This window comes from Pantoea sp. C1E2 (assembly GCF_056491465.1).
Genome location: NZ_JBSZHT010000003.1, coordinates 53,194 through 73,332, shown reverse-complemented (window position 1 = coordinate 73,332; position 20,139 = coordinate 53,194). Strand labels below are relative to the sequence as shown.

The following is a 20,139-nucleotide window of genomic DNA, read 5'->3' as shown; positions in this document are numbered from 1 at the left end:
CTCTCCTTAAATGCCCAGAATTTTCTTGTTCAGTGACTGATCGGCCCAGGATTTACAGAAATCATCAAATGATTTCCCGGTGACACGGATGATGTGATCATCGATAAACCGCGCCCCTTCACGTGCTCCATCTTCAGCGTTTTTAAAGCAGCACTCCCACTCCAGTACGGCCCAGCCGTCAAAGTCATAACCGGTAAGTTTGGAGAAAATGGCGCCGAAATCTGTCTGACCATCGCCTGGCGAACGGAAACGGCCCGCGCGGCTGTTCCAGGGCTGATAACCCCCATAGGCGCCGGTTTTACCGTTTGGGCGAAACTCTGCATCTTTAACGTGGAAGGCCTTGATGCGCTCGTGGTAGTGATCGATATAGGTGAGATAATCGATACCCTGCAGAACCAGATGGCTCGGGTCATACATGATATTGCAGCGCGCGTGGTTCCCTGTTTTCTCAAGGAAACGTTCGAAGGTCAGTCCGTCGTGCAAATCTTCCGTGGGGTGAATCTCATAGCAGAGATCAACACCCTGTTCATCATAGGCGTTCAGGATAGGCGTCCAGCGGCGTGCTAATTCGCTGAATCCCTCTTCAATCAAGCCTTCTGGCCATTGCGGATAGGGATAGAGATAAGGCCACAGCAGGGTTCCTGAGAAAGTCACGTGTTTAGTCAGCCCGAAACGTCGCGATGCTTTTGCTGCCAGATAAAGTTGCTCTGTCGCCCACTCCTGACGTGCGTGAGGATTATTCCGCACTTCCGCAGGGGCAAAACTATCTGCTGGCAAATCGAAAGAGGGATGTAAGGCAACTAACTGCCCCTGAAGATGACTGGCCAGATCGGTTAACGTCAGATCATGCTCGTTCAGAATGCCCAGAATCTCATCCACGTAGGTTTGGCTTTCCGCCGCTTTACGAAGGTCAATCAAACGCGTGTCCCAACTCGGGATCTCCACCCCTTTAAATCCTTTTTCTGCTGCCCAGCTCGCCATACCTGCCAGCGTGTTAAAAGGCGCACTGTCTCCGGCAAACTGCGCCAGAAAAACGCCAGGACCTTTAATTGTCTTCATAGCTACTCCCGATTTAAAAAAGTGCACCTGCAACTTCACAGGTGCGAAGGACACAGATAGGAATCGTAATTAGTTGGTGATGAATTTCTGATAGTTCTGTGGCGTGACGAGCTGGAAAGGAATGAAGTTAATATCCTGCAGCTTTTCACCTTTCGCGGCTTTATCTGCCATATCAACGGCACCAAATGCCTGGGATTTCGCATCCTGGAACACGGTCACTGTCAGCATGCCAGTTTTAATCGCCTGCAGACCGTTTGGCCCCCCATCGGTCCCCCCGACCAGAATGTCTTTGCCGATGTTGAGTCCGTTACTCTTAATGGCCATCGCGGCGCCAATCGCCATCTCATCAGCGTTTGCAGACAGGATGTCAATTTTCTGCCCGGTCAGGATCCAGTTATTCATTAGGTTCATCCCATCCTCACGCATCCATTTCGCGGTATCTTCCAGCACCACGTGCATATTGGGATGTTGGGCAATCACTTCCTTCGCACCCTGGGTTCTGAAGCGTGTCGCATCATTACTCAGCAGCCCTTTCATAATGGCGACGTTGACACTCTTACGGTCTTTCACCATTTCGGCGAGATAGCTCATTTGCAGTCGGCCTGCTTCAACTTCATCGCTGCCGATATAACTCACGCCGTCACCCATTTTTGAATCAGCGGGCATACGGTTAAGATAAATAATGGGAATGTGTGCTTTACGCGCTGCTTCAGACATATTTTTAGTGCCCTGCGTATCTACAGGGTTAACAATAATGACGTCGACTTTCGCGCTGATAAAACTTTGCACCTGACTTAATTGCTTATCAACCGCACCCTGTCCATCCTCAAACTGTATTTTCATATCAGGATACTGCTTAGCATGTTCGATAATATATCCTCTCAGTCGTGAGAGAAATACATCATCCATTTGTGCGATACTGACACCCACCTGCAAAGCAAACACTGACGGGCTGATTGAGAGTAAAGCAAGACAGAGTAAGATGAACTTTTTCATATAATCCTTCCACAATAGTCGTTAACGTCAGCGGGAAGCTGATACGATGATGTTATTATTTACTGCTATTACGTAGGGTTGACTTCAACTGCTGATTATCAGCGTTTCTTTCTGTTGCGATATATCTCAACAGAGACAGCACTAACAATAATGATTTCTATAATAATATCTTGGGCGTAGGCATCCATACCTACAAAAGTAAATCCGCGTTTAATCATTCCCAATATTCAGGCACCAATAAATATGCCTGCTTTTTAATAAGTGAGGCTTCCAGCCTCGCCTGAGCATCCTGCCTTCTCACCTCTACGTGATTAAATCGAGACCCAGCTACGTTCGCGTGAAGACACCAGAGAGGCGTCCACCAGCTTCTGAATCTCATAAGCTTCTTTGAAATCAGGACCGATTGCGTTACCGCTGGCGATAGACTGGATGAACTCCAGCATCTCAATGGTTTTCAGATCGTTGAAGCCAATCTGATGCCCTGCCGCAGGGCAGAACAGGTTGTAAGGTGCATGCTCAGGGCCGGCTACGAGGGTGCGAAAACCGTTGCGTCCGTCGTCCTGCCCAAACTGATAAAACTGCAGTTCGTTAAAGCGCTCCTGATTAAAAATCAGCGAACCGCGCGTGCCCGTGATTTCAAAACCCAGTTGCATCTTATGACCGGAGGCGACCCAGTTAGCTTCAATGTGCCCGGCACAGCCGCGCGCGAACTTCACGGTAAGGCGGGCGATATCATCAACTTCAACCGCCTTAAGTACCGTTGACCCGACGCTTTCGGGACGAGATTTCACCACCGTATCCAAATCGGCAAAAAGGGCGTTGATAGGCCCAAGCAGAAAACGCGCCATACCGAGAATATGACTTCCCAAATCGGCGACCGCACCCGCTCCGCCAGTGGGATCTAACCGCCACGACCAGGGAACTTGAGGGCTGGTCATAAAGTCTTCAGCATGAATCCCGCGAAAGCCGGTGATCTCACCGAGCTCTCCTTCTGCAATCATCTGCTTCGCCAGCTTAAGCATCGGGTTTTTGATGTAGTTAAAGCCCACCTGGGTCATCACCCCTGCTTTTTCCGCCGCCCGATACATCTGCTCGGCAATCAGGCTGTCTGGCGCCAGTGGCTTTTCGCAGTGCACATGTTTGCCTGCTGCGATAGCCGCCAGGGATTGCTCAGCATGAAATCGGTTGGGCGATGTAATTGAAATCACATCAATCTCAGGGTCATCAATCAGATCCTGCCAGGTTGTAGTCCATCGCTTGAATCCAAATTGGTTCGCCGCATTTTCGGCAGCTTCTCCGTTGATATCTGCCACATTGACTAAGATCGGCTGGATGTCACCCGAAAATGATCCCGCAGCGCGCCATGCCATCGCGTGGGATTTGCCCATAAAACCTGTGCCAATAAGTCCAATTCCAAGCTTACGCATCCTGCCCTCCTTAATTGAGTTTCACGACAGCATGAGTGTCTGCTGAAAGTTGTGCCGCATCCGCCAGACGTAAGGCCTGACAGCCATCAAATACCGTGGTCGGCAGTGCCACACCTTCTTTAATGGCAGCGATAAAGGATTCCATTTCCAGGCGATAGGCGTCGGTATAGCGTTGCATAAAGAAGTTCAGCAGCGGGCCGCGGGTTTCCGTTTCCTGCGCGCTGTAGTGACGCACCGTGGTTTCACGCAGGTTGTCGTTCAGCAACATTCCTGCCGATCCGAAGACTTCCATACGTTGGTCATACCCATACACGGCTTGCCGGCTGCAGTTGATCTGGCACTGTTTTCCTGATGCCGTGCGCATCTGCACCATGACCGTGTCGTAGTCACCGAGCTTTTCCAGTGCAGGTTCAAACAGGCGACTGCCCACGGCAAACACCTCCGTTGGCTCTTCACCGAGGATCCAGCGCGCAAGGTCAAAATCGTGGATCACCATGTCGCGGAAGATGCCGCCGGAGGTTTCCAGATAGCCCATCGGGGCCAGTCCTGGATCGCGACTGGTGATGATCACCTGATGCAGATCACCGATATCACCACGCTGAATGCGCTGTTTAATCTCTGCAAAGCCCGGATCGAAACGACGATTAAAGCCGAGCATCACCTTTCTGCGCTGTTCACCGAGCGCCTTATCGGCTTCGATAGCTTTACGAATATCCAGATCTACCGGCTTTTCGCACAGCACTGCTTTACCCGCCTTAGCGGCTGCCAGCATCAGTTCGACGTGGGTATGAGTCGGTGTACCAATCACCACTGCATCCACATCCGGATTGTTAATCGCCTCCAGCGGGTCGGCGATGGCCTCGCCGCCCCAGGTGGCTGCCAACGCTTGCGCGTTGCTGATAAAGGGATCCGCGATGGCAACAAGCGTGGCATCTTTGTGGCGCGCAACGTTTGCGGCATGCACGTGACCGATACGACCGGCACCAAGAATGGCGACTCTGATCATGACTCTCTCCAGGTAGCAGGGGTTTTAATTGTTTTTAGGGCAGTTGGCTCATCAGGTTCTGGAGTGCCAGCACCTGCTTATTCACCACCAGCTTGTCGTCGAGCTGGCCATTGAAGTAGTCGACGATGTTTGTCGCCGCCGAGACGGACATGCGCATCGCCGCCTCTTCAGTTAATCCCGCCGTGTGCGGACTGAGAATTAACCGGTCACTCTGCTGCAACAGCGCATCACTGAGGCTGGCGGGCTCGGCCTTGAGCACGTCAAGGCCTGCACCGCCGAGATGGTTTTCGGCCAGGGCTTGCGCTAACGCATCTTCATCAACAATACCGCCACGCGCCGTGTTGATAAGGAACGCGCCCGGTTTCATCAGCGCTAATTCTGCTTGTCCAATCAGAGGTTTATCACCACTCAGCGGCAGATGAACGGAGACCGCATCAGCGTGCTTTAGCCCTTCATGGATGTCGGTAATACGTTCGACTTTCTGCTGTTGAAATACTTCATCCGGCAAGTAAGGGTCATAGGCCGCAACCTGCATACGAAAACTTTGCGCCAGTCGCGCCACTTCGCGTCCGATCCGGCCAAAGCCGAGAATAAACAGCTGACGATGAGCGATCTCAACGGCGGAAAAGGTGTTGCGACGGTTCCATTCATTGGCCCGGATGCCACGGTCAAACCAGGTAATGCGTTTTGCCAGCGCAAGCAGTAGGGTCAGCGTGTGTTCTGCCACTGAAAGTGAATTGACATCACCCACAATGGTCAGGGGAATATGGCGTTCACTCAGCGCCTCGACGTCCACGGAGTCGTAGCCCACACCATGTCGTGACACCATTTTGAGCTGGGTGGCGCTGGCAATCTCTTTTGCCGTCATTGGCTGTGTACGGATGAGTAAGGCATCCGCCTGCGGCAAGTGAGGTGCATAGCTTTCAACACTCACTTCCGGCACCAGCGTGACAGTGAAGCCCGGTGCGTTACGGAGGATTTCCATCCCCGCCTCATGAATCTTTCCGGCAACCAGTACGTTTGGCATCTCAGTATCCTCCCGCCTGTGCAGAACCTTTATTCTGGGATTTCCCCTCATTCAACTCGCGGAATTGCTGCACGCTGGCCGCCGCTGAGGAGCGCAGCAATTGAACGTCATTGGATACGGTGACCAAATCGAACCCCCACTCCGCCGCCTTAGCCGCATAGGTTGCCGTGCCGTTATGTAGCCCGGCTTTTTTACCGGCGCGGTGTGCTACCTTCACGATGTGTTGAATGGCATCGACAATCTCGGGTTCGTCACGATCAAAGCCCGTGCGGTATTTGCGCCCCGTCAGGCCCAGCGTCAGATCGGCTGGACCGATATAGACACCGTCCAGGCCCGGCGTGGCGACAATCGCCTCCAGATTGTCAAAGGCTTCGGCGGTTTCAATCATGGCGAAGCACACCACATGGTCATCGGCGTGCTGGCCATAATCAGCGCCCTCCGCAATCGACACCCGCGTTGGGCCAAAACTGCGGCTGCCATGGGGTGGATAGCGCACAAAGGAAACCAGCTGCTGTGCCTGTTCGGCCGTGTTGACCATCGGGCAGATGATGCCCCACGCGCCGGCATCAAGCGCTTTCATAATGATGCCGGGTTCCAGCCAGGGAACGCGCACCATTGGCGCTACACCGCTGGCACGCATCGCCTGCAACATGACTTTTGCTTCGTCATAGCCAACAAATCCGTGTTGTAAATCGATGGTCAGCGAGTCGTAACCCTGTTGTGCCATGATTTCAGCGCTGAAAGAGTTCGCAATACTGAGCCAGCCATTCAGGACCGTTTTGCCGTCATTCCAGCGTGATTTAATGTTATTAGGTTTCATCCCTGCTCCTTACACCACAACTTGGGCCAGTTTGACGTTCATATAATCGTGAATGCCTTCGCTACCACCTTCACGCCCCATACCACTGGCTTTTATGCCACCGAAGGGCACTTCCGCCGCCGCCAGCGCGTAGCTGTTGATGCCGACCATACCGGCCTCGAGTTTCTTCACGGTTTCACGGATACGTGCCGGATCGCGCGTAAAGGCATAGGCCGACAGAGCAAACGCGGAGTTATTGACGCGTGACCAGAGATCTTCACTGTCGGAAAATGAGGTGATCGCCGCAATCGGGCCAAAGTTCTCTTCGGCAATGGCCAGCGCGTTGTCCGGCACATCAGCTAATACGGTCGGTGCATAGAAATACCCGCCGTTGAGGTCGATACGGTGACCACCGCTCACCACTTTCGCACCCTTCTCGCGTGCGTCGGCGACGATGGTTTCGATGGCTTTCAGTCGACGAGGATTAATCAGTGGCCCCATCGCCGTACCCTCGTCCTGGCCGTAACCCACTTTCAGCTGGCTGGCGCGACGTGCAAATCCTTCCACAAACGCGTCATATAAAGACTCATGAACATAGAAGCGATCGCAGGTCACACAGACCTGACCACAGTTGGCAAATTTGGTGGCAACCGAGAGATCGAGCGCTTTTTCCAGATCCGCGTCATCAAACACGATCACCGGTGCGTTCCCCCCCAGCTCCATACTGAGACGCTTAATGGTGTCAGCAGAATCGCGGATCATCTGCTGACCCAGTTGGGTGGAGCCTGTCAGGGAGACCTTCTTCACCACTGGTGATGCCATCAGCGGCTCGTAGGTCTCTGCGGTAGGGCCAACGACAAGATTAGCCACGCCTGCCGGGATGCCGGCTTTGCGCAGGCATTCAAACACCATCATTGCTGAGCCGGGCACTTCGCTGGAAGGACGCAGTACAACGGTGCAGCCCGCTGCCAGTGCCGGTGCCAGCTTACGCGCCACCAGCACTACCGGGAAATTCCAGGCGGTAAAAGCGGCAACCACACCCACCGCCTCATGCGATACCTCACAACGCCCGCCCGGAACGCGGCTTTCAACCACGCGGCCATAAATGCGTCGGGCTTCTTCGGCATACCAGATGAACTGATCAACAGAGAGTTCCCATTCACGTTTGGCCTGAGCCAGCGGCTTACCGCTCTCTTTTGAAATAATCAATGCAGCGTCAGCGGTTGTGGCTGCCATCTCACGCGCCACGGCCTGTAATAAATCAGCGCGTGTCCAGGCTTGCGTATTCTTCCAGCCGTCAAATGCCTTATCCGCTGCAGACAGTGCAGCAAGCGTGTCTTCAGCTGAAGCTGATGGGATAGATCCCAGCAATTTGCCATTGCCCGGATCGCTGACGCTAATTGGCTCCTTACCCTTACCGCGGCACCACTTGCCATCAATAAACTGCCCAAAATTGTCGTACATGAGTCATCACTCCTTCGCTATCAGGTCTGGCTGTTATGCCCTGAGACCTGAATGACATGGCAACTGCCCAGGAACCCCCTCAACGTGAGTAAAGAGTCCTCGCACAGCACTGATATTTGCAATAGTAGGATCACAGCAATTAAAATTGCAATACGAGTGGCAATCTCTCAAATCCAACAAAGACGAGAATTTAATTGATTACTTATCAACTAATTAAATCGAAATCTTGATTTCTGGCTTCGACGGGGAGGAAAAATTAAAATGATTTTTTCCGAGTGAAATCACAAAATTCATGAAGAAATTTTCCACTGCTGTACTGAATGCGATAGAACTAATTGCATTACAGTGTTAACTGCAATTTTTATTGCGAAAGAAAATGAAATTTGATGAAGGCGATGCTTTAGAGGTAAGTCAAGAATGACGAAAGTGAGCAAAATTAAGACAACCGAGAAACCATTGCCGCATGAGACGTATGAGCAGGTTGTTAACGACATCACTAAGCACTACCCAAAATTGTCTGAGCGTCACAAACAAGCTGCAAGGTACATGACCCAAAACCCCAACACTGTGGCGCTGGAGTCAATTAACGCCGTGGCTGCGAAATGTGGTTTGCATCCCTCTGTGCTGGTGCGCTTTGCACAAGTGTTTGGGTACAGCGGCTTTAAGCAGATGCAGAGCGTGTTCCAGTCTCGCCTGGCAACTGCCGCGCCGGGCTATAACGAACGCATCAATGCGCTTGAAGCGGACTTGCAGAAAAACGAAGAGAAAGGCAGCGCGGGCTTCTTACAAAGTTTGGTGATTCGCGATATCGCCACGCTGCAGGAGTTACTGCAAAACGTCAGCGGAGCCGAACTGGACGCTGCAGCCAGCATTCTGAAAGAGGCTGATACCATCTATATCATTGGTCAGCTGCGTTCAGAGCCGATTGCAATGCTGCTGCGTTACCTCTTTACCATGCTGAATCGCCGGGTTGTGCTGCTTGACTCCGCGGGTGGTCTGGCACCGCAGATGGCTAAAAATATGCGCGATAACGATGTGCTGTTCGCCATCGCGTTCCGCCATTACGCCAAAGAAGTGATTGCCATTTCCGATGAGGTTCATGCCAGAGGACTGCCGATCGTTGCCATCACCGACAGCAACTTGTCGCCGTTAGCCAAAAATGCGCGCGTGCTGTTTACCGTGCCAGAAGAAGAGTACAGCTTTTCACGTTCGCTTGCGGCACCGGTGTGTCTGGCACAAAGCATTGCGATGGCCTTAGCCGCTGCGCTGCAGCCGGAAAAAGAGCAACCGCGTATTGAAACGATTACGGAGCGGGAACAGCGCGCGGATACCACGCGCAAACGTACTCGCGCCTGATTGAAGGTGGTTATTTTTCCCCTAACGGGGAGGGATAACTACACGCAAAATTTGCAACTTTTATTGCCATTGTATTCAACAGGCAAATAACGTTGTTGAGTGAAACCCAGATGCTGTTTAAGCGTCCCATAACAGTGAGTGACATTATGGCTACGATTCGTTGCACGACAGCTCAGGCAATTGTTCGCTACCTGAGCAATCAGTTTACGGAAATTGACGGGAAGCGTGTTCCGCTGTTTCCCGGGGTCTATGGAATTTTTGGCCACGGCAACGTGACCTGTCTGGGTGAGGCGCTGGAAGCAGCACAGGATACCTTACCCACCTGGCGCGGTCAGAATGAGCAATCGATGGCGTTTGCTGCGGTGGGTTTCGCTAAAGCCATGGTCAGGCGTCAAATCATGGTGGTTACAGCCTCGATTGGGCCGGGCACTACCAATCTTCTGACCGCGGCGGGTGTCGCACACACCAGCCGCCTGCCGGTACTCATGATTTGTGGCGATAGCTTTGCCCGTCGCGTGCCAGACCCGGTTATGCAGCAGGTGGAACACTTCAACGACCCCACGCAAACCGTGAATGACGCCTTTAAATCGGTGACCCGCTACTGGGACCGCATCACCTGGCCTGAACAGATCCTTTCTTCGTTGCCGCAGGCGGTGGCGACCATGCTGGATCCGGGCGACTGCGGCCCCGCCTTTATAGGCGTCTGTCAGGACGTGCAGGAGATGGCCTACGACTACCCGGAAGCCTTTTTCCAGCCGCGTGTCCATTCCATGCCTCGCCCTCGCCCTGATACGCAACTTCTAGATCGTGCAAAAGAGTGCCTGCTTCGCGCGAAACGTCCACTGATTATTTCAGGTGGTGGCGTCCGCTATTCCCAGGCAGAAGCCGCGCTTGAACAATTCGCCCAGGCGCACGGAATACCGGTGGTGGAAACCATTGCCGGGAAAGGTGCTTTAACGCATGACCACCCTCTGCACATGGGGCCGATTGGTATTTTGGGATCCACCTCCGCGAATGAACTGGCGGGCAACGCCGACGTCATTATCGCAGTGGGTACCCGCCTGATGGATTTCGTCACGGGTTCCTGGACTGTCTTCAGTGATAAAGCTCAGTTTATTGCGCTGAATGCTGCGCGCTTCGATGCGCACAAACACCGCGCTATTCCACTGGTGTGCGATGCGCGAGAAGGCCTGAGCGAACTGGGTACTGCCCTTGGCAGTTGGAAGGCAGACAATGCCTGGCTGGAGCGTAGCCGAAAAGCGTTTGCGGGTTGGAACGAACTGATTGCCGCGCGTCAGGAAAGAACCCAGACCAACGATGACCCGACTTACGCACAAGTGATTGGCGTAGTGAATGCGCAAGCTGCACCAGAAGACTACATCATCAGCGCAGCCGGTGGTTTACCGGGTGAATTGGTCAAAGGCTGGAAGGTTAAAAATCCTGGCACTTTTGACTGCGAATTTGGCTTCTCCTGCATGGGTTACGAGCTGTCGGCGGGCTGGGGTGTGGCGATGGCGGAACAGGATCGTGATGTGTTCGTGATGATCGGTGACGGCACCTACATGATGATGAACTCTGACATCTACTCCAGCGTCCTTTCCGGACATAAGTTTATCCTGCTGGTGTGCGATAACGGCGGCTATGCGGTCATCAACCGACTGCAGAATGCCAAAGGCGGTGCATCCTTTAACAACCTGCTAAAAGACTGTCGCGTTAAGGAACCCTTCCACGTCGATTTCGTGGCAAATGCGCAATCAATGGGTGCTCTGGCACGCAAAGTCGCCTCACTCGATGAACTTCAGGAAGCGATTGTCTGGGCTAAGGGTAACGATCGTACCACGGTGATTTGCATTGATACCCATCCTTTTGACTGGACGCCGGGTGATGCCTGGTGGGATGTTGGCGTACCTGAAATCAGTGCCCGAGATAGCGTTAATCAGGCCCGCGCGGAACATGTCGCCGGACGTAAAAACCAGCGCGTGGGTATTTAACAGGAGTAGTAACGATGCTTAAAGCAAAACTGGGTATTGCACCTATCGCCTGGTCTAACGACGACCTGCCTCAACTGGGTGGAGAAACACCACTGGCGACCTGCCTGGCTGAAAGCCGTCTGGCAGGATTTCAGGGCGTAGAGACCGGCGGGAAATTTCCCAGGACCAGCGATGCGCTAAAACCGCTGTTGCGGGAGTTCCAACTGGATTTGGTTTCCGGCTGGTATTCGGGCACCTTGCTTGATAATTCAGTCGAGGAGGAGATCAAGAAATCGTTGCCGCAAATGCAGTTATTCCGTGAGTGTGGTGCCGCCTGCCTTGTTTATGGCGAGACCGCTGGCACGATCCAGAACAGACAAGACGTCCCCCTGGCTCAACGCCGCCGTTTAACCGATGAACAAATCAGCGCATACGGTGAAAAGCTGTCGCGCTTTGCTGAATTCTGCACCGACTATGGCGTCCCTCTCGCCTTCCATCATCATATGGGCACGGCGATTGAAGATGAACATGATATTGACCGTTTAATGGCCGCAACCACTAAGGATGTTGGCTTACTCTTTGATTCCGGTCATTTAGTGTTTGCGGGCGTAGATCCATTACAGGTCCTGAAAAAACACGGTGCACGAATCAATCACGTGCACACTAAAGATGTGCGGGAAGAGGTGCTCTCCTCACTTGACCGGAATAAAGACAGCTTCCTGGATGCGGTACTCAAGGGGGTTTATACCGTACCCGGTGACGGAATGATCGATTTCGATGAACTGACCCGAACACTGGCTAACTTAGGTTATCAGGGCTGGTTTGTGGTGGAGGCTGAGCAGGACCCGGCTAAAGCCCCTCCGCTTGAATATGCACGTATTGGTCATGGCACGCTGCGCAATGCGCTTGACGCAGCAGGATATACACTTGTCGAAGGAAAAATGTAATGAACCCGTTAGCAGGTAAAGTTGCTGTTGTCACCGGAGGTACACAAGGACTGGGCGCCGCTATTGCGCACCATTTTGCGCAGAATGGCGCAGCGGGCGTTGTCATCTGCGGCCGTAACGATACCAAAGGTAAAGAGGTTGCCGCGAAACTTAACGCCTTAGGAGAAACACGTGTTGAATTTGTTCAGGCCGATCTTTCCTCTGTTGACGACTGCCGTAAAGTCATTGCCACGACGGATGCGATCTTCCATCGCGTCGATATCCTGGTGAATGCCGGTGGGATGACCGATCGTGGCTCCATTCTCGATACCGATCCCGAGCTGTTCGACAAAATGTTCGCCACTAATGTGCGCGGCCCCTTCTTCCTGATGCAGGAAACCATCAAGGTGATGCGTCGCGAGAATATTGAGGGCAGTATTGTTAATATCTGCTCAATGTCAGCTCTGGCAGGTCAGCCATTTATTGCCGCTTATTGCTCATCGAAAGGTGCACTCGCCACACTGACGCGCAACACCGCCTATGCCTTATTACGCAACCGCATCCGTGTAAATGGCCTGAATATTGGCTGGATGGCATCAGAGGGTGAAGACCGCATCATGCGTACCTATCACGGCGCGGAAGAAAACTGGCTTGAAAAAGCCGCTGCGGAGCAGCCATTTGGCCGGTTGATCTCGCCGGAAGAAGTCGCGCGCGCCGTGGCGTTTCTTGCCAGCGAAGAGTCAGGTTTGATGACCGGCTCCATGGTTAATTATGACCAGACCATTTGGGGCGCGTACGACCAGGCGGACACGCCAGATGCACCACTTTAATTTAATCTAAAAATCATCAGCCTGCCGCAGCGGGCTGATAGTCGTATTTTTAATAAATTGAATGGATGAGGCTGCTATGAATATCAAACAACTGAGTGACATTCATAATTTCTATACGCACTTTCTGGCTAAAATCACTTTTATACAGACCAGCAGGCGTGCCCTGAGCGATAACGAACATGACAAAAAGTCAGAGTTGGCAGAATGGTTAAATCAACACAAAGCCGATAAAACATTTGGCGAAAATGTACGCCATGAAATCTTTCATATGCTGGAGCTCATTGAAGAGACACCAGTAAGTTTACTGGAAAGCAAAGTCGCCACATTAGAGCGAAACTGCGAAATCATTTGCAATAAAATGAAAGAAGAAAACTTTATCAACAGAGTATCTATCAGATCGCAAACAAGGCCTAATGTGACGCTGCAACTTTGAAGCATTCAACGCTTGATTGAAACTTCTCAAAAAAGGAAAACTCTGGCGTATTGCGAGAACTCCTTCGCGCAGGTATCCATGATCTGGTGCGATACCTCAGTCACTTTGGCATAATTGTTGGCTTGCCATTCCGGTAATGTATATTCCATTTTATTGAATGTCATTGAATCACAGTTAAAATCCTGCCTTCTTTCTTTATTCACACGCGAGAAAGATACATTTAATATTAACTGATAATTATCATCGCCACCCGCCAGATTTTTATAAACGAGACGCCACTTATCTGGCATCACATTTAGGGTGCCCTCATAGGACTGCTTGTCGCGCTTATCCATTTCGGCTTTGATGATTTCAATGATCTGCGGGGTTAAAAAATCCTTAAACGGGTTAGATTGTGTAGCAACAAAATGCCCTTTGAGATCATTTTTATCAAAGTTTCTGACACCGATTCCCAGGAACATCCCCGCAATGGCCTGTACTGTTTTAGCGGCGACCATGTTTGCCGTGTCCTGTCGAGTGATCAATCTTAATTGGGTGTCATTGTAATCCTCTAAAATCACAAGGTCTTGAACAGTGATAACTGAACCATTCCCGGATGTGACGACGGTATTTTTGATTTCTGTTTTTAATGGCTCATGGGTTTTAGATGCACAACCGCTCAGAAGTATCAAAGAAATGGATAAAACCGATAATGCCAACCCGCTTTTCATTAACTTCCCTTTGGAATGAATTTAATGATATTCAGATTTCCTTATCGGTTCTGTACTGGATAACTTTACACGTTTTAGATGGAGGATAGCTGTTTTACTTACGTGCTTTCGCTGCTGCCACTCATTTACCTGACACATTTGTCATGTATTGCGGTCCCGCACCAAATTCGGCAAAGGTAATGACCAGACTCATCAGAAAGGCCATGATGGTCGCCATATAAAGCGTGAAGTGTCTGGGAAAGCGGACTCCAGCGAATTTCCTGGTGGTTGCATCCGTCATAGCATTATCCTGTTCAATATGGGTTAGCGCGGCAGCCGTTAAGCAACCAGGCTGACTCATGCAGCGGTAAAACGGTTCTGCTTGAATCATTATTAAGCAGACATGACGAATTGAGCGCTGATGCCTTGTGGATTTGCCAGGGTTGATCGGTATCTTTTTAGAGCAAGCGATGCCTTCAACGTGAATCACTCCAGCGGCAGCGCTGTCTCCTGAAGATGGCGCCAAAGCACGTTCCCCTGTGGGTCTAACGTGAAAACGACCGTCGAGAAACGCAACGTCGTATTTTGTCCGGGAACGTGCTGCTGTTCTTTGTAGCATACCGTTGCCCCCTTCTCGCTTTCAGCCACCATCTGCATGTCCATGATGTCCAGGGTGAGTCCTTTACGCACGCCACGCTGTGTGCGGAAGAAGCGATTTAAGGCATCAAAATCCAATAGGATACCTGCAGTGCTCACCATCGTGAATTCTGGACTGAAACGGGCTAGCAAGTTATCGCAGACACCCTCTTGAGCTTCTGCCTCACCCAGCCAGCAACGAATGAATTCGTGTGCATCTAAAACTTCCTGAAAATAGCGGTTCATGGCTTCTCCTGATTAAGGATAAATAGTACGTTTCGGTTCGCGATGCGCAGGCAACATAAAATCGGCACGACACTGCTACAGGCCGCGATGACAAAGCAAAGTTGATAGGCACGATCATCAGATATGCCGCTGTTAGCCAAGAGGTTAAACAGCAGGCTAACAAGCGTGACCCCCAGACAGAAACTGAGCTGACGATTGATATTCCAAATCGCACTGGCATCGGCCAGTTGCCCATCAGGTATGTACAGGAAGGCCGAACTCTGGGCCGTACTGCTGCACAAACTGCCACCAAATCCCATCAGGCAGAATGCAATCACACAGATCATCGCTGACGCGTAATGACCGGTTGTGGCAAGCAGCCCAATCCCCAACGCCTGAACGATGCACCCGAGAATAAACAGCGGACGCGGTCCCAGCGAATTGAATCTTTTACCCGTAAAGCTAATCGCGATAAATGAAGCGATCGACCAGGGCAGCATCAAAGCACCGACAAAGGCGGCGTGCATGCCAAGTTCATTCTGCAGATACAGCATGGTGATCATACTGACTCCGGTAAAAACACCCGGTACAAACTGGTAAATCAGCATCGCCGTCTTGAACAGAGGATCTTTTATCAGATGCAGATTAATCAGAGGCTGACTTTTACCCAATGCATTCCATACGTAACCGCTAAATACAATGATCCCACTGATGAGCATCAACACGCCCTGGTGAAAAGACTGGGATTCGCCCAGTGACGTCAGTCCCAGCAGGATCAAGGTCAAGGCACAACAACCACTGATTAATCCCACCAAATCTAAACGGCCTGCTGCCTCAGTGGGTTTATCCGCGTACAGCCAGAACCCCGCCAATACCAGTGTCACGACAGCCAGCGGTAGGCTTGCCAGAAACACCCAACGCCAGCTTAGGTTTTCAATCAATAGCCCCCCGGCAGCTGGCGACAGCGCCGGAGCCAGCAAAGCCACCAGCATCACGACAGAGGAGAGCTTTGCGCGTTCATGACTGCGATATAGCGCGTAAGTCAGGGTTTGCCCGATGGGGATGAGCAATCCACCGCCTGCGCCCTGCAAAAAACGCCAGCCGATAAGCTGTAAAATTGAAAGGGAGGCGGCTACGCCAACGCTACCTAGCATGAAAATCATCAGGGAAAGGATAAAAAGACGTTTCGCACCAATGCGTTTCGCCAACCAGCCACTCAGCGGTATCACCAGAGTCAGACCTAAAATATACGCATTGCTCACCCACGCCAGTTGACTGACAGGCGCCTGAAAATGCCGTCCTATCTCCGGATAGGCAACATTGGCGATAAACATGTTCACCAGATCGATGAAGAATCCCAGCAAATACACAGTGGCAACGCGCACGCGATAACTCATGATTTTCTCAGTCAAAACACTATTCTTGCGCGCAGTATAAGGGCCGGGATAAGTGCGATAAATCCACGCTCAATGGTTATACTGTCAAAATAACTTTGACAATAATCCTTCATCAGCGGGGTCGATGATGATCAATATGCAGCGCCTGGAAATGTTTGTTGCGGTGGTTGAGGCAGGAAGTTTTACCGGGGCCGCTCAGACGCTGGGGCTCACAAAAGCGGTGGTGAGTTTTAATATAAAACAGCTGGAACAGGAACTTGGCGTCGCTTTGCTGACAAGAAGCACACGTCGCGTTGCCGCAACGGACACCGGTGAGACGTTTTATCATCGCTGTCAGCATCTTTTGCAGGATGCAGAACGCGTATTAGACGATGTTCGCAGCGACCACCTCGGACTCAGCGGTTTGCTGCGTATCACCACCACGCCCGAATATGGAGCACGCGTCATCGTTCCTGCGCTGGCGGCATTTGCGGGTAAGCACCCGCAGTTACGCATTCAGCATGTATCCTCGTCAAAAAATGATGATCTGATTGCCGGCCGTTTTGATGTGGCAATCCGCCTCGGTCAGTTGGCGGATTCTAATCACCACGCTCGCCTCATCGATCGGTTCGCGATTCTCCCCGTCGCGGCTCCTGCGTATCTCATCACTCAATCGATTGAGAGTCTGGAACAACTCGCCGAAGCGAAATGGATTGGACACAGCCGCTTATCCACCCCCTTGAGCTGGCAGGTGACCACACCCGCGGGAGAATCGGTGCTTTTTAGCGCGCGTCACCCCGCGATGATCATGGCAGACAGTGCAGCGTCGTTGCTGGCATTTACACTAGCGGGAGCAGGCGTCGCGATATTACCCGCCTGGCTGGTGCAGGATGAATTGGCTCGGGGAGCGTTAATACCACTGCTGCCAGATCATCATTTTCCCGAACAGGGGATCTACGCGCTATATCCGCATACCCGCCATTTGCCGGAGAAAGTGCGCGCATTTATTGATTTCCTGCACGCGTTTTCGAATTACTGAGCCTCTGAAATTGCTGGGACGGGCCGCGAGAGCGGCGCCTTAGCGCCGATTTCATACATCGGGAAATAAGGCAGGTAGCGCTGAAAAATCTTCAGTTTTGCGCTGTGTCTACCCTGAAGGTTTCTATTCGCTCTTCACGCAACAACTGTTCGAAAGCCTCAGGCGGTGCAGCATCGGTGAAGAAGGCGTTTACAGAGCGGGCATGGTTTACTGCAACGGCAGCCGACGCGGCAAACTTCGTGTGGTCGGCAATCAATAAGGTCTGGCGGGCGTGTGACATCATCGTGCGCGCCACCGTCGCTTCATTGACATCAAACTCCAGTAGCGTGCCATCGCTATCAATGGCACCAATACTCGTGATCAGGTAATCGGCGCGAAAACCCTCGATAAAACTCACAGTATTAGGGCCGACAATGCCGCCGTTGTGCGGCCGCAGCGTCCCCCCCGGCACCATCACCTCGAGATCGGGATTCTTATACAGGATGTCGGCAACACGCAGGCTGTTAGTAATAATTCGCAGATCGCTGCGATAAACTAACGCTCTCGCCACCGCCTCAACGGTGGTACCAATGGTGATAAACACCGTACAGCGCTCGGGCAGGAAATCGGCGACGGCCTCAGCCATCAGCTGTTTTTCTCGAGTGAACGACTGCTCGCGCTGCTCAAACGCCACATTCATTACGCTGGAAACGCGACCAGCACCGCCGTGATGGCGTGTAATTAAGCCTTGCTCGCTCAGTTTACGAATATCCCGGCGTACCGTTTGAGTGGAGACATCCAGCAACTGCGCCAGCTCTTCAATATTCATATAGCCGCGTTCAGCAATCAGGCCGATTAGCTGGTCGTGGCGAGGATTACCCGTCATCTCTACTGCGCTCATTGTCCCTCCGGTCGCCTTAATGGACAGCACTACTCATAGCGTGACAAAAACGCTGCGGTTTGCGCGCGGTCTGGAATGCCGTCGCGTCCACCGGGTTGTGTGCACTTCAGTGCGGCTACGGCGCTGGCAAAACGGATGGCTTCTCGCGTAGCCTGCCCCTCCGCTAAAGCTAAAGCCAGCGCACCGTGAAACACGTCACCAGCACCTGTTGTGTCAACTACGTCAGTCTTAAAGGCAGAAATATGACATAAATGATCATCCTCACGCCACTTTATCCCATCACTACCCTGTGTCACATAAACCTGACCATCAGTGATGCGGGCAGCCATCGCTAACCCGGCATCAGCGTCTTGTGTTGCGGAGAAACGCGCCAGACCGGGCGAAGAAAATACTGCATGATCGCTCAACGCCACCAGCGCGGTAATATCCTGCGGCGTCACATCGCCATCCAGCAGTGTCGTTACACCTGCGCGCTTCGCCTGCTCAAAGGCATAACGTGCCCCCTGCTGCCAACGCACATCTGCCAGCACCAAATCGTACTGTGAGAAGTCCACGGCTGTGAGCCAATCTGCATCGACGGGCAGGTCTTTGCTGGGATAATTGACGATCAGCCGCTCGCCATGAGCGTCGACCAGGATGGTGGAGTGGGTTGACTGTGCATGTTCAACTTTGCGACATAGTGCGGTGTTCACTCCCCAATGCGCGAGTTCCGCCAGCAGTGTTTCTCCAGCAGCATCATCACCAACACGCCCGATGAAGTCTACCTGTGCACCCAGTCGCGCAATGGTTACTGCTGCCGTTGCCGCGGGTCCACCCCCACATTCCTGATAGCGTTGCGCTTCATATTTACCGCCTTCTTTTGGCAGCCCCGGCAAGAAATAAAGACGATCAAGAACTGCAATGCCAACACAGGCTATTTTGAGCATTTATGTCACCCCATGGTTGATGTTGTCGCTTTATGGACATTCTAATCTCATAAATGATCAAAAAAGTGATCGCGGTCCCGTTTTGTCGCCTAAATTACAAATATGATCAAAAACAGACAGAAAATGTCATTTTATCATTCATGCCACACCAGGAGAATGTTATGTCCACCATCGGTTTCATTGGTCTGGGTCAGATGGGATATCCCATGGCCAGCAATCTGGTTAAGCACGGTCATACAGTGCGCGTTTTTGATCACTCAGAGAAGTCTATCCAGCAGTTGGCTGCGCTGGGTGCTGTAGCAGCAAGTAGCCCTGCTGATGCCGCCCGGGATGCAGAATTCGTGATTACCATGTTGCCCAATGGGGATGTGGTTCGCGAGGTCCTGCTGGGACAAAACGGCGTATGTGAACAACTATCCCGTGATGCACTGGCGATCGATATGTCCACGATTCATCCGCTGCAATGTGATGCACTGATTGCCGAACTGGCACAACGCGGTTTCAGCATGATGGATGCGCCGGTTGGCCGCACCTCCGACAACGCAAAAGATGGCACCTTGCTGATTCTGGCCGGAGGCAGTAGCGACCAGGTGGCAAAAGCACGGGCAGTGCTGATGTGTATGGGTAATGAGCTGATTGAAGCAGGCGGTCCAGGCATGGGCATTCGCGTAAAACTGATCAACAACTATATGAGCATTGCACTCAATGCACTTTCTGCAGAAGCGGCAGTCCTGTGTGAGTCGCTCGATCTGAATCTTGATGTCGCCATAAAAGTGATGAGCGGAACCGCTGCCGGCAAAGGCCATTTCACCACGACCTGGCCTAACAAGGTACTGAATGGCGATCTCTCGCCTGCCTTCATGGTGGATTTGGCGCTCAAAGATTTGCGCATTGCATTAGATGTCGCCCAGCAAACTCAGGTGCCACTTGAAATGGGTGCCAAAGCTGAAACCTATTACCGTGCTGCCAGTGAACAAGGCCGTGGTCGTCAGGACTGGAGTGCCCTGCTTTCACAACTTCGTCAGCTCGCTCATCGTCCCGATTCCCTTTAATCATTGACTATTTTGACAGGAGA

General features: G+C 52.1%; 20 protein-coding genes and 1 pseudogene. 7 read left to right on the top strand and 14 right to left on the bottom strand.

The window, feature by feature from the left end; translation table 11 throughout:
• Positions 1–6 precede the first annotated feature (6 nt).
• From ACXI0A_RS20820 to ACXI0A_RS20785, 8 genes and pseudogenes are all read right to left on the bottom strand, one after another.
• Positions 7–1,059, bottom strand: coding sequence for a TIM barrel protein (locus ACXI0A_RS20820; protein ID WP_476147225.1), 1,053 nt, complete (start codon positions 1,057–1,059; stop codon positions 7–9).
• A gap of 69 nt (positions 1,060–1,128) precedes the next feature.
• Positions 1,129–2,055, bottom strand: a complete 927-nt coding sequence (locus ACXI0A_RS20815) for a substrate-binding domain-containing protein (protein WP_476147226.1) — start codon at positions 2,053–2,055, stop codon at positions 1,129–1,131.
• Positions 2,056–2,153: 98 nt separating this feature from the next.
• Positions 2,154–2,282: pseudogene (locus ACXI0A_RS20810) on the bottom strand (ABC transporter permease); the annotation flags it as partial.
• Between the two features lie 84 nt (positions 2,283–2,366).
• Positions 2,367–3,482 carry a Gfo/Idh/MocA family protein gene (locus ACXI0A_RS20805; protein ID WP_476147227.1) on the bottom strand — a complete coding sequence of 372 codons (1,116 nt, stop codon included), beginning with the start codon at positions 3,480–3,482 and terminating at the stop codon, positions 2,367–2,369.
• 10 nt (positions 3,483–3,492) lie between these two features.
• The gene (gene iolG / locus ACXI0A_RS20800) at positions 3,493–4,488 is read right to left on the bottom strand and encodes an inositol 2-dehydrogenase (RefSeq protein WP_476147228.1); all 996 of its coding nucleotides are present in this window, start codon (positions 4,486–4,488) and stop codon (positions 3,493–3,495) included.
• A 34-nt stretch (positions 4,489–4,522) separates the two neighbouring features.
• Entirely contained in the window at positions 4,523–5,515 is a 993-nt protein-coding gene (locus ACXI0A_RS20795; RefSeq protein ID WP_476147229.1) for an NAD(P)-dependent oxidoreductase, read from the bottom strand.
• Position 5,516: 1 nt separating this feature from the next.
• Positions 5,517–6,335 carry an aldolase/citrate lyase family protein gene (locus tag ACXI0A_RS20790; RefSeq protein WP_476147230.1) on the bottom strand — a complete coding sequence of 273 codons (819 nt, stop codon included), beginning with the start codon at positions 6,333–6,335 and terminating at the stop codon, positions 5,517–5,519.
• A 9-nt stretch (positions 6,336–6,344) separates the two neighbouring features.
• Complete coding sequence (locus ACXI0A_RS20785; protein WP_476147231.1) at positions 6,345–7,778, bottom strand: aldehyde dehydrogenase family protein; 1,434 nt, start codon at positions 7,776–7,778, stop codon at positions 6,345–6,347.
• A 417-nt stretch (positions 7,779–8,195) separates the two neighbouring features.
• On the opposite strand from ACXI0A_RS20785, the gene ACXI0A_RS20780 reads away from it, so the two are divergent.
• From ACXI0A_RS20780 to ACXI0A_RS20760, 5 genes are all read left to right on the top strand, one after another.
• Complete coding sequence (locus tag ACXI0A_RS20780) at positions 8,196–9,134, top strand: MurR/RpiR family transcriptional regulator (protein WP_436339216.1); 939 nt, start codon at positions 8,196–8,198, stop codon at positions 9,132–9,134.
• A gap of 146 nt (positions 9,135–9,280) precedes the next feature.
• Positions 9,281–11,125, top strand: a complete 1,845-nt coding sequence (iolD, locus tag ACXI0A_RS20775) for a 3D-(3,5/4)-trihydroxycyclohexane-1,2-dione acylhydrolase (decyclizing) (RefSeq protein ID WP_476147232.1) — start codon at positions 9,281–9,283, stop codon at positions 11,123–11,125.
• 14 nt (positions 11,126–11,139) lie between these two features.
• Positions 11,140–12,051 (top strand): myo-inosose-2 dehydratase, encoded by a 912-nt coding sequence (iolE, locus tag ACXI0A_RS20770; protein WP_476147233.1) that lies wholly within the window; start codon positions 11,140–11,142, stop codon positions 12,049–12,051.
• Positions 12,051–12,860, top strand: a complete 810-nt coding sequence (locus ACXI0A_RS20765) for an oxidoreductase (protein ID WP_476147234.1) — start codon at positions 12,051–12,053, stop codon at positions 12,858–12,860. Before iolE ends, ACXI0A_RS20765 begins: the two co-directional genes overlap by 1 nt.
• A 76-nt stretch (positions 12,861–12,936) precedes the next feature.
• Complete coding sequence (locus ACXI0A_RS20760) at positions 12,937–13,293, top strand: hypothetical protein (protein WP_476147235.1); 357 nt, start codon at positions 12,937–12,939, stop codon at positions 13,291–13,293.
• Between the two features lie 26 nt (positions 13,294–13,319).
• On the opposite strand, the gene ACXI0A_RS20755 is transcribed toward ACXI0A_RS20760, so the two are convergent.
• The 4 genes from ACXI0A_RS20755 to ACXI0A_RS20740 form a co-directional block, all read right to left on the bottom strand.
• On the bottom strand, positions 13,320–14,003 hold the full coding sequence (locus ACXI0A_RS20755; RefSeq protein ID WP_476147236.1) for a hypothetical protein: 684 nt from the start codon (positions 14,001–14,003) through the stop codon (positions 13,320–13,322).
• A 121-nt stretch (positions 14,004–14,124) separates the two neighbouring features.
• On the bottom strand, positions 14,125–14,283 hold the full coding sequence (locus ACXI0A_RS20750; protein WP_479410245.1) for a DUF2798 domain-containing protein: 159 nt from the start codon (positions 14,281–14,283) through the stop codon (positions 14,125–14,127).
• 185 nt (positions 14,284–14,468) lie between these two features.
• On the bottom strand, positions 14,469–14,864 hold the full coding sequence (locus tag ACXI0A_RS20745) for a DUF4440 domain-containing protein (RefSeq protein WP_476147237.1): 396 nt from the start codon (positions 14,862–14,864) through the stop codon (positions 14,469–14,471).
• The gene (locus ACXI0A_RS20740; protein ID WP_476147238.1) at positions 14,861–16,240 is read right to left on the bottom strand and encodes an MFS transporter; all 1,380 of its coding nucleotides are present in this window, start codon (positions 16,238–16,240) and stop codon (positions 14,861–14,863) included. Before ACXI0A_RS20740 ends, ACXI0A_RS20745 begins: the two co-directional genes overlap by 4 nt.
• Positions 16,241–16,367: 127 nt before the next feature.
• On the opposite strand from ACXI0A_RS20740, the gene ACXI0A_RS20735 reads away from it, so the two are divergent.
• Positions 16,368–17,258: a LysR substrate-binding domain-containing protein gene (locus tag ACXI0A_RS20735; RefSeq protein WP_476147341.1), complete on the top strand. Its 891-nt coding sequence runs from the start codon at positions 16,368–16,370 to the stop codon at positions 17,256–17,258.
• A gap of 91 nt (positions 17,259–17,349) precedes the next feature.
• Here ACXI0A_RS20735 and ACXI0A_RS20730 read toward each other — a convergent pair whose 3' ends face one another.
• Both ACXI0A_RS20730 and ACXI0A_RS20725 read right to left on the bottom strand, forming a co-directional pair.
• On the bottom strand, positions 17,350–18,138 hold the full coding sequence (locus ACXI0A_RS20730) for a DeoR/GlpR family DNA-binding transcription regulator (RefSeq protein ID WP_479410244.1): 789 nt from the start codon (positions 18,136–18,138) through the stop codon (positions 17,350–17,352).
• 29 nt (positions 18,139–18,167) lie between these two features.
• Positions 18,168–19,064, bottom strand: coding sequence for a PfkB family carbohydrate kinase (locus ACXI0A_RS20725; protein WP_476147240.1), 897 nt, complete (start codon positions 19,062–19,064; stop codon positions 18,168–18,170).
• A 53-nt stretch (positions 19,065–19,117) separates the two neighbouring features.
• Between ACXI0A_RS20725 and yihU the strand changes: the two genes are divergently transcribed.
• On the top strand, positions 19,118–20,116 hold the full coding sequence (gene yihU, locus ACXI0A_RS20720) for a sulfolactaldehyde 3-reductase (RefSeq protein ID WP_476147241.1): 999 nt from the start codon (positions 19,118–19,120) through the stop codon (positions 20,114–20,116).
• Positions 20,117–20,139: the final 23 nt, after the last annotated feature.

Bases quoted from the DNA above. Each gene is read 5' to 3' on its own strand.
- ACXI0A_RS20820 (WP_476147225.1), bottom strand. From the start codon at position 1,059: ATGAAGACAATTAAAGGTCCTGGCGTTTTTCTGGCGCAGTTTGCCGGA.
- ACXI0A_RS20815 (WP_476147226.1), bottom strand. From the start codon at position 2,055: ATGAAAAAGTTCATCTTACTCTGTCTTGCTTTACTCTCAATCAGCCCG.
- ACXI0A_RS20805 (WP_476147227.1), bottom strand. From the start codon at position 3,482: ATGCGTAAGCTTGGAATTGGACTTATTGGCACAGGTTTTATGGGCAAA.
- iolG (WP_476147228.1), bottom strand. From the start codon at position 4,488: ATGATCAGAGTCGCCATTCTTGGTGCCGGTCGTATCGGTCACGTGCAT.
- ACXI0A_RS20795 (WP_476147229.1), bottom strand. From the start codon at position 5,515: ATGCCAAACGTACTGGTTGCCGGAAAGATTCATGAGGCGGGGATGGAA.
- ACXI0A_RS20790 (WP_476147230.1), bottom strand. From the start codon at position 6,335: ATGAAACCTAATAACATTAAATCACGCTGGAATGACGGCAAAACGGTC.
- ACXI0A_RS20785 (WP_476147231.1), bottom strand. From the start codon at position 7,778: ATGTACGACAATTTTGGGCAGTTTATTGATGGCAAGTGGTGCCGCGGT.
- ACXI0A_RS20780 (WP_436339216.1), top strand. From the start codon at position 8,196: ATGACGAAAGTGAGCAAAATTAAGACAACCGAGAAACCATTGCCGCAT.
- iolD (WP_476147232.1), top strand. From the start codon at position 9,281: ATGGCTACGATTCGTTGCACGACAGCTCAGGCAATTGTTCGCTACCTG.
- iolE (WP_476147233.1), top strand. From the start codon at position 11,140: ATGCTTAAAGCAAAACTGGGTATTGCACCTATCGCCTGGTCTAACGAC.
- ACXI0A_RS20765 (WP_476147234.1), top strand. From the start codon at position 12,051: ATGAACCCGTTAGCAGGTAAAGTTGCTGTTGTCACCGGAGGTACACAA.
- ACXI0A_RS20760 (WP_476147235.1), top strand. From the start codon at position 12,937: ATGAATATCAAACAACTGAGTGACATTCATAATTTCTATACGCACTTT.
- ACXI0A_RS20755 (WP_476147236.1), bottom strand. From the start codon at position 14,003: ATGAAAAGCGGGTTGGCATTATCGGTTTTATCCATTTCTTTGATACTT.
- ACXI0A_RS20750 (WP_479410245.1), bottom strand. From the start codon at position 14,283: ATGACGGATGCAACCACCAGGAAATTCGCTGGAGTCCGCTTTCCCAGA.
- ACXI0A_RS20745 (WP_476147237.1), bottom strand. From the start codon at position 14,864: ATGAACCGCTATTTTCAGGAAGTTTTAGATGCACACGAATTCATTCGT.
- ACXI0A_RS20740 (WP_476147238.1), bottom strand. From the start codon at position 16,240: ATGAGTTATCGCGTGCGCGTTGCCACTGTGTATTTGCTGGGATTCTTC.
- ACXI0A_RS20735 (WP_476147341.1), top strand. From the start codon at position 16,368: ATGATCAATATGCAGCGCCTGGAAATGTTTGTTGCGGTGGTTGAGGCA.
- ACXI0A_RS20730 (WP_479410244.1), bottom strand. From the start codon at position 18,138: ATGAGCGCAGTAGAGATGACGGGTAATCCTCGCCACGACCAGCTAATC.
- ACXI0A_RS20725 (WP_476147240.1), bottom strand. From the start codon at position 19,064: ATGCTCAAAATAGCCTGTGTTGGCATTGCAGTTCTTGATCGTCTTTAT.
- yihU (WP_476147241.1), top strand. From the start codon at position 19,118: ATGATCAAAAAAGTGATCGCGGTCCCGTTTTGTCGCCTAAATTACAAA.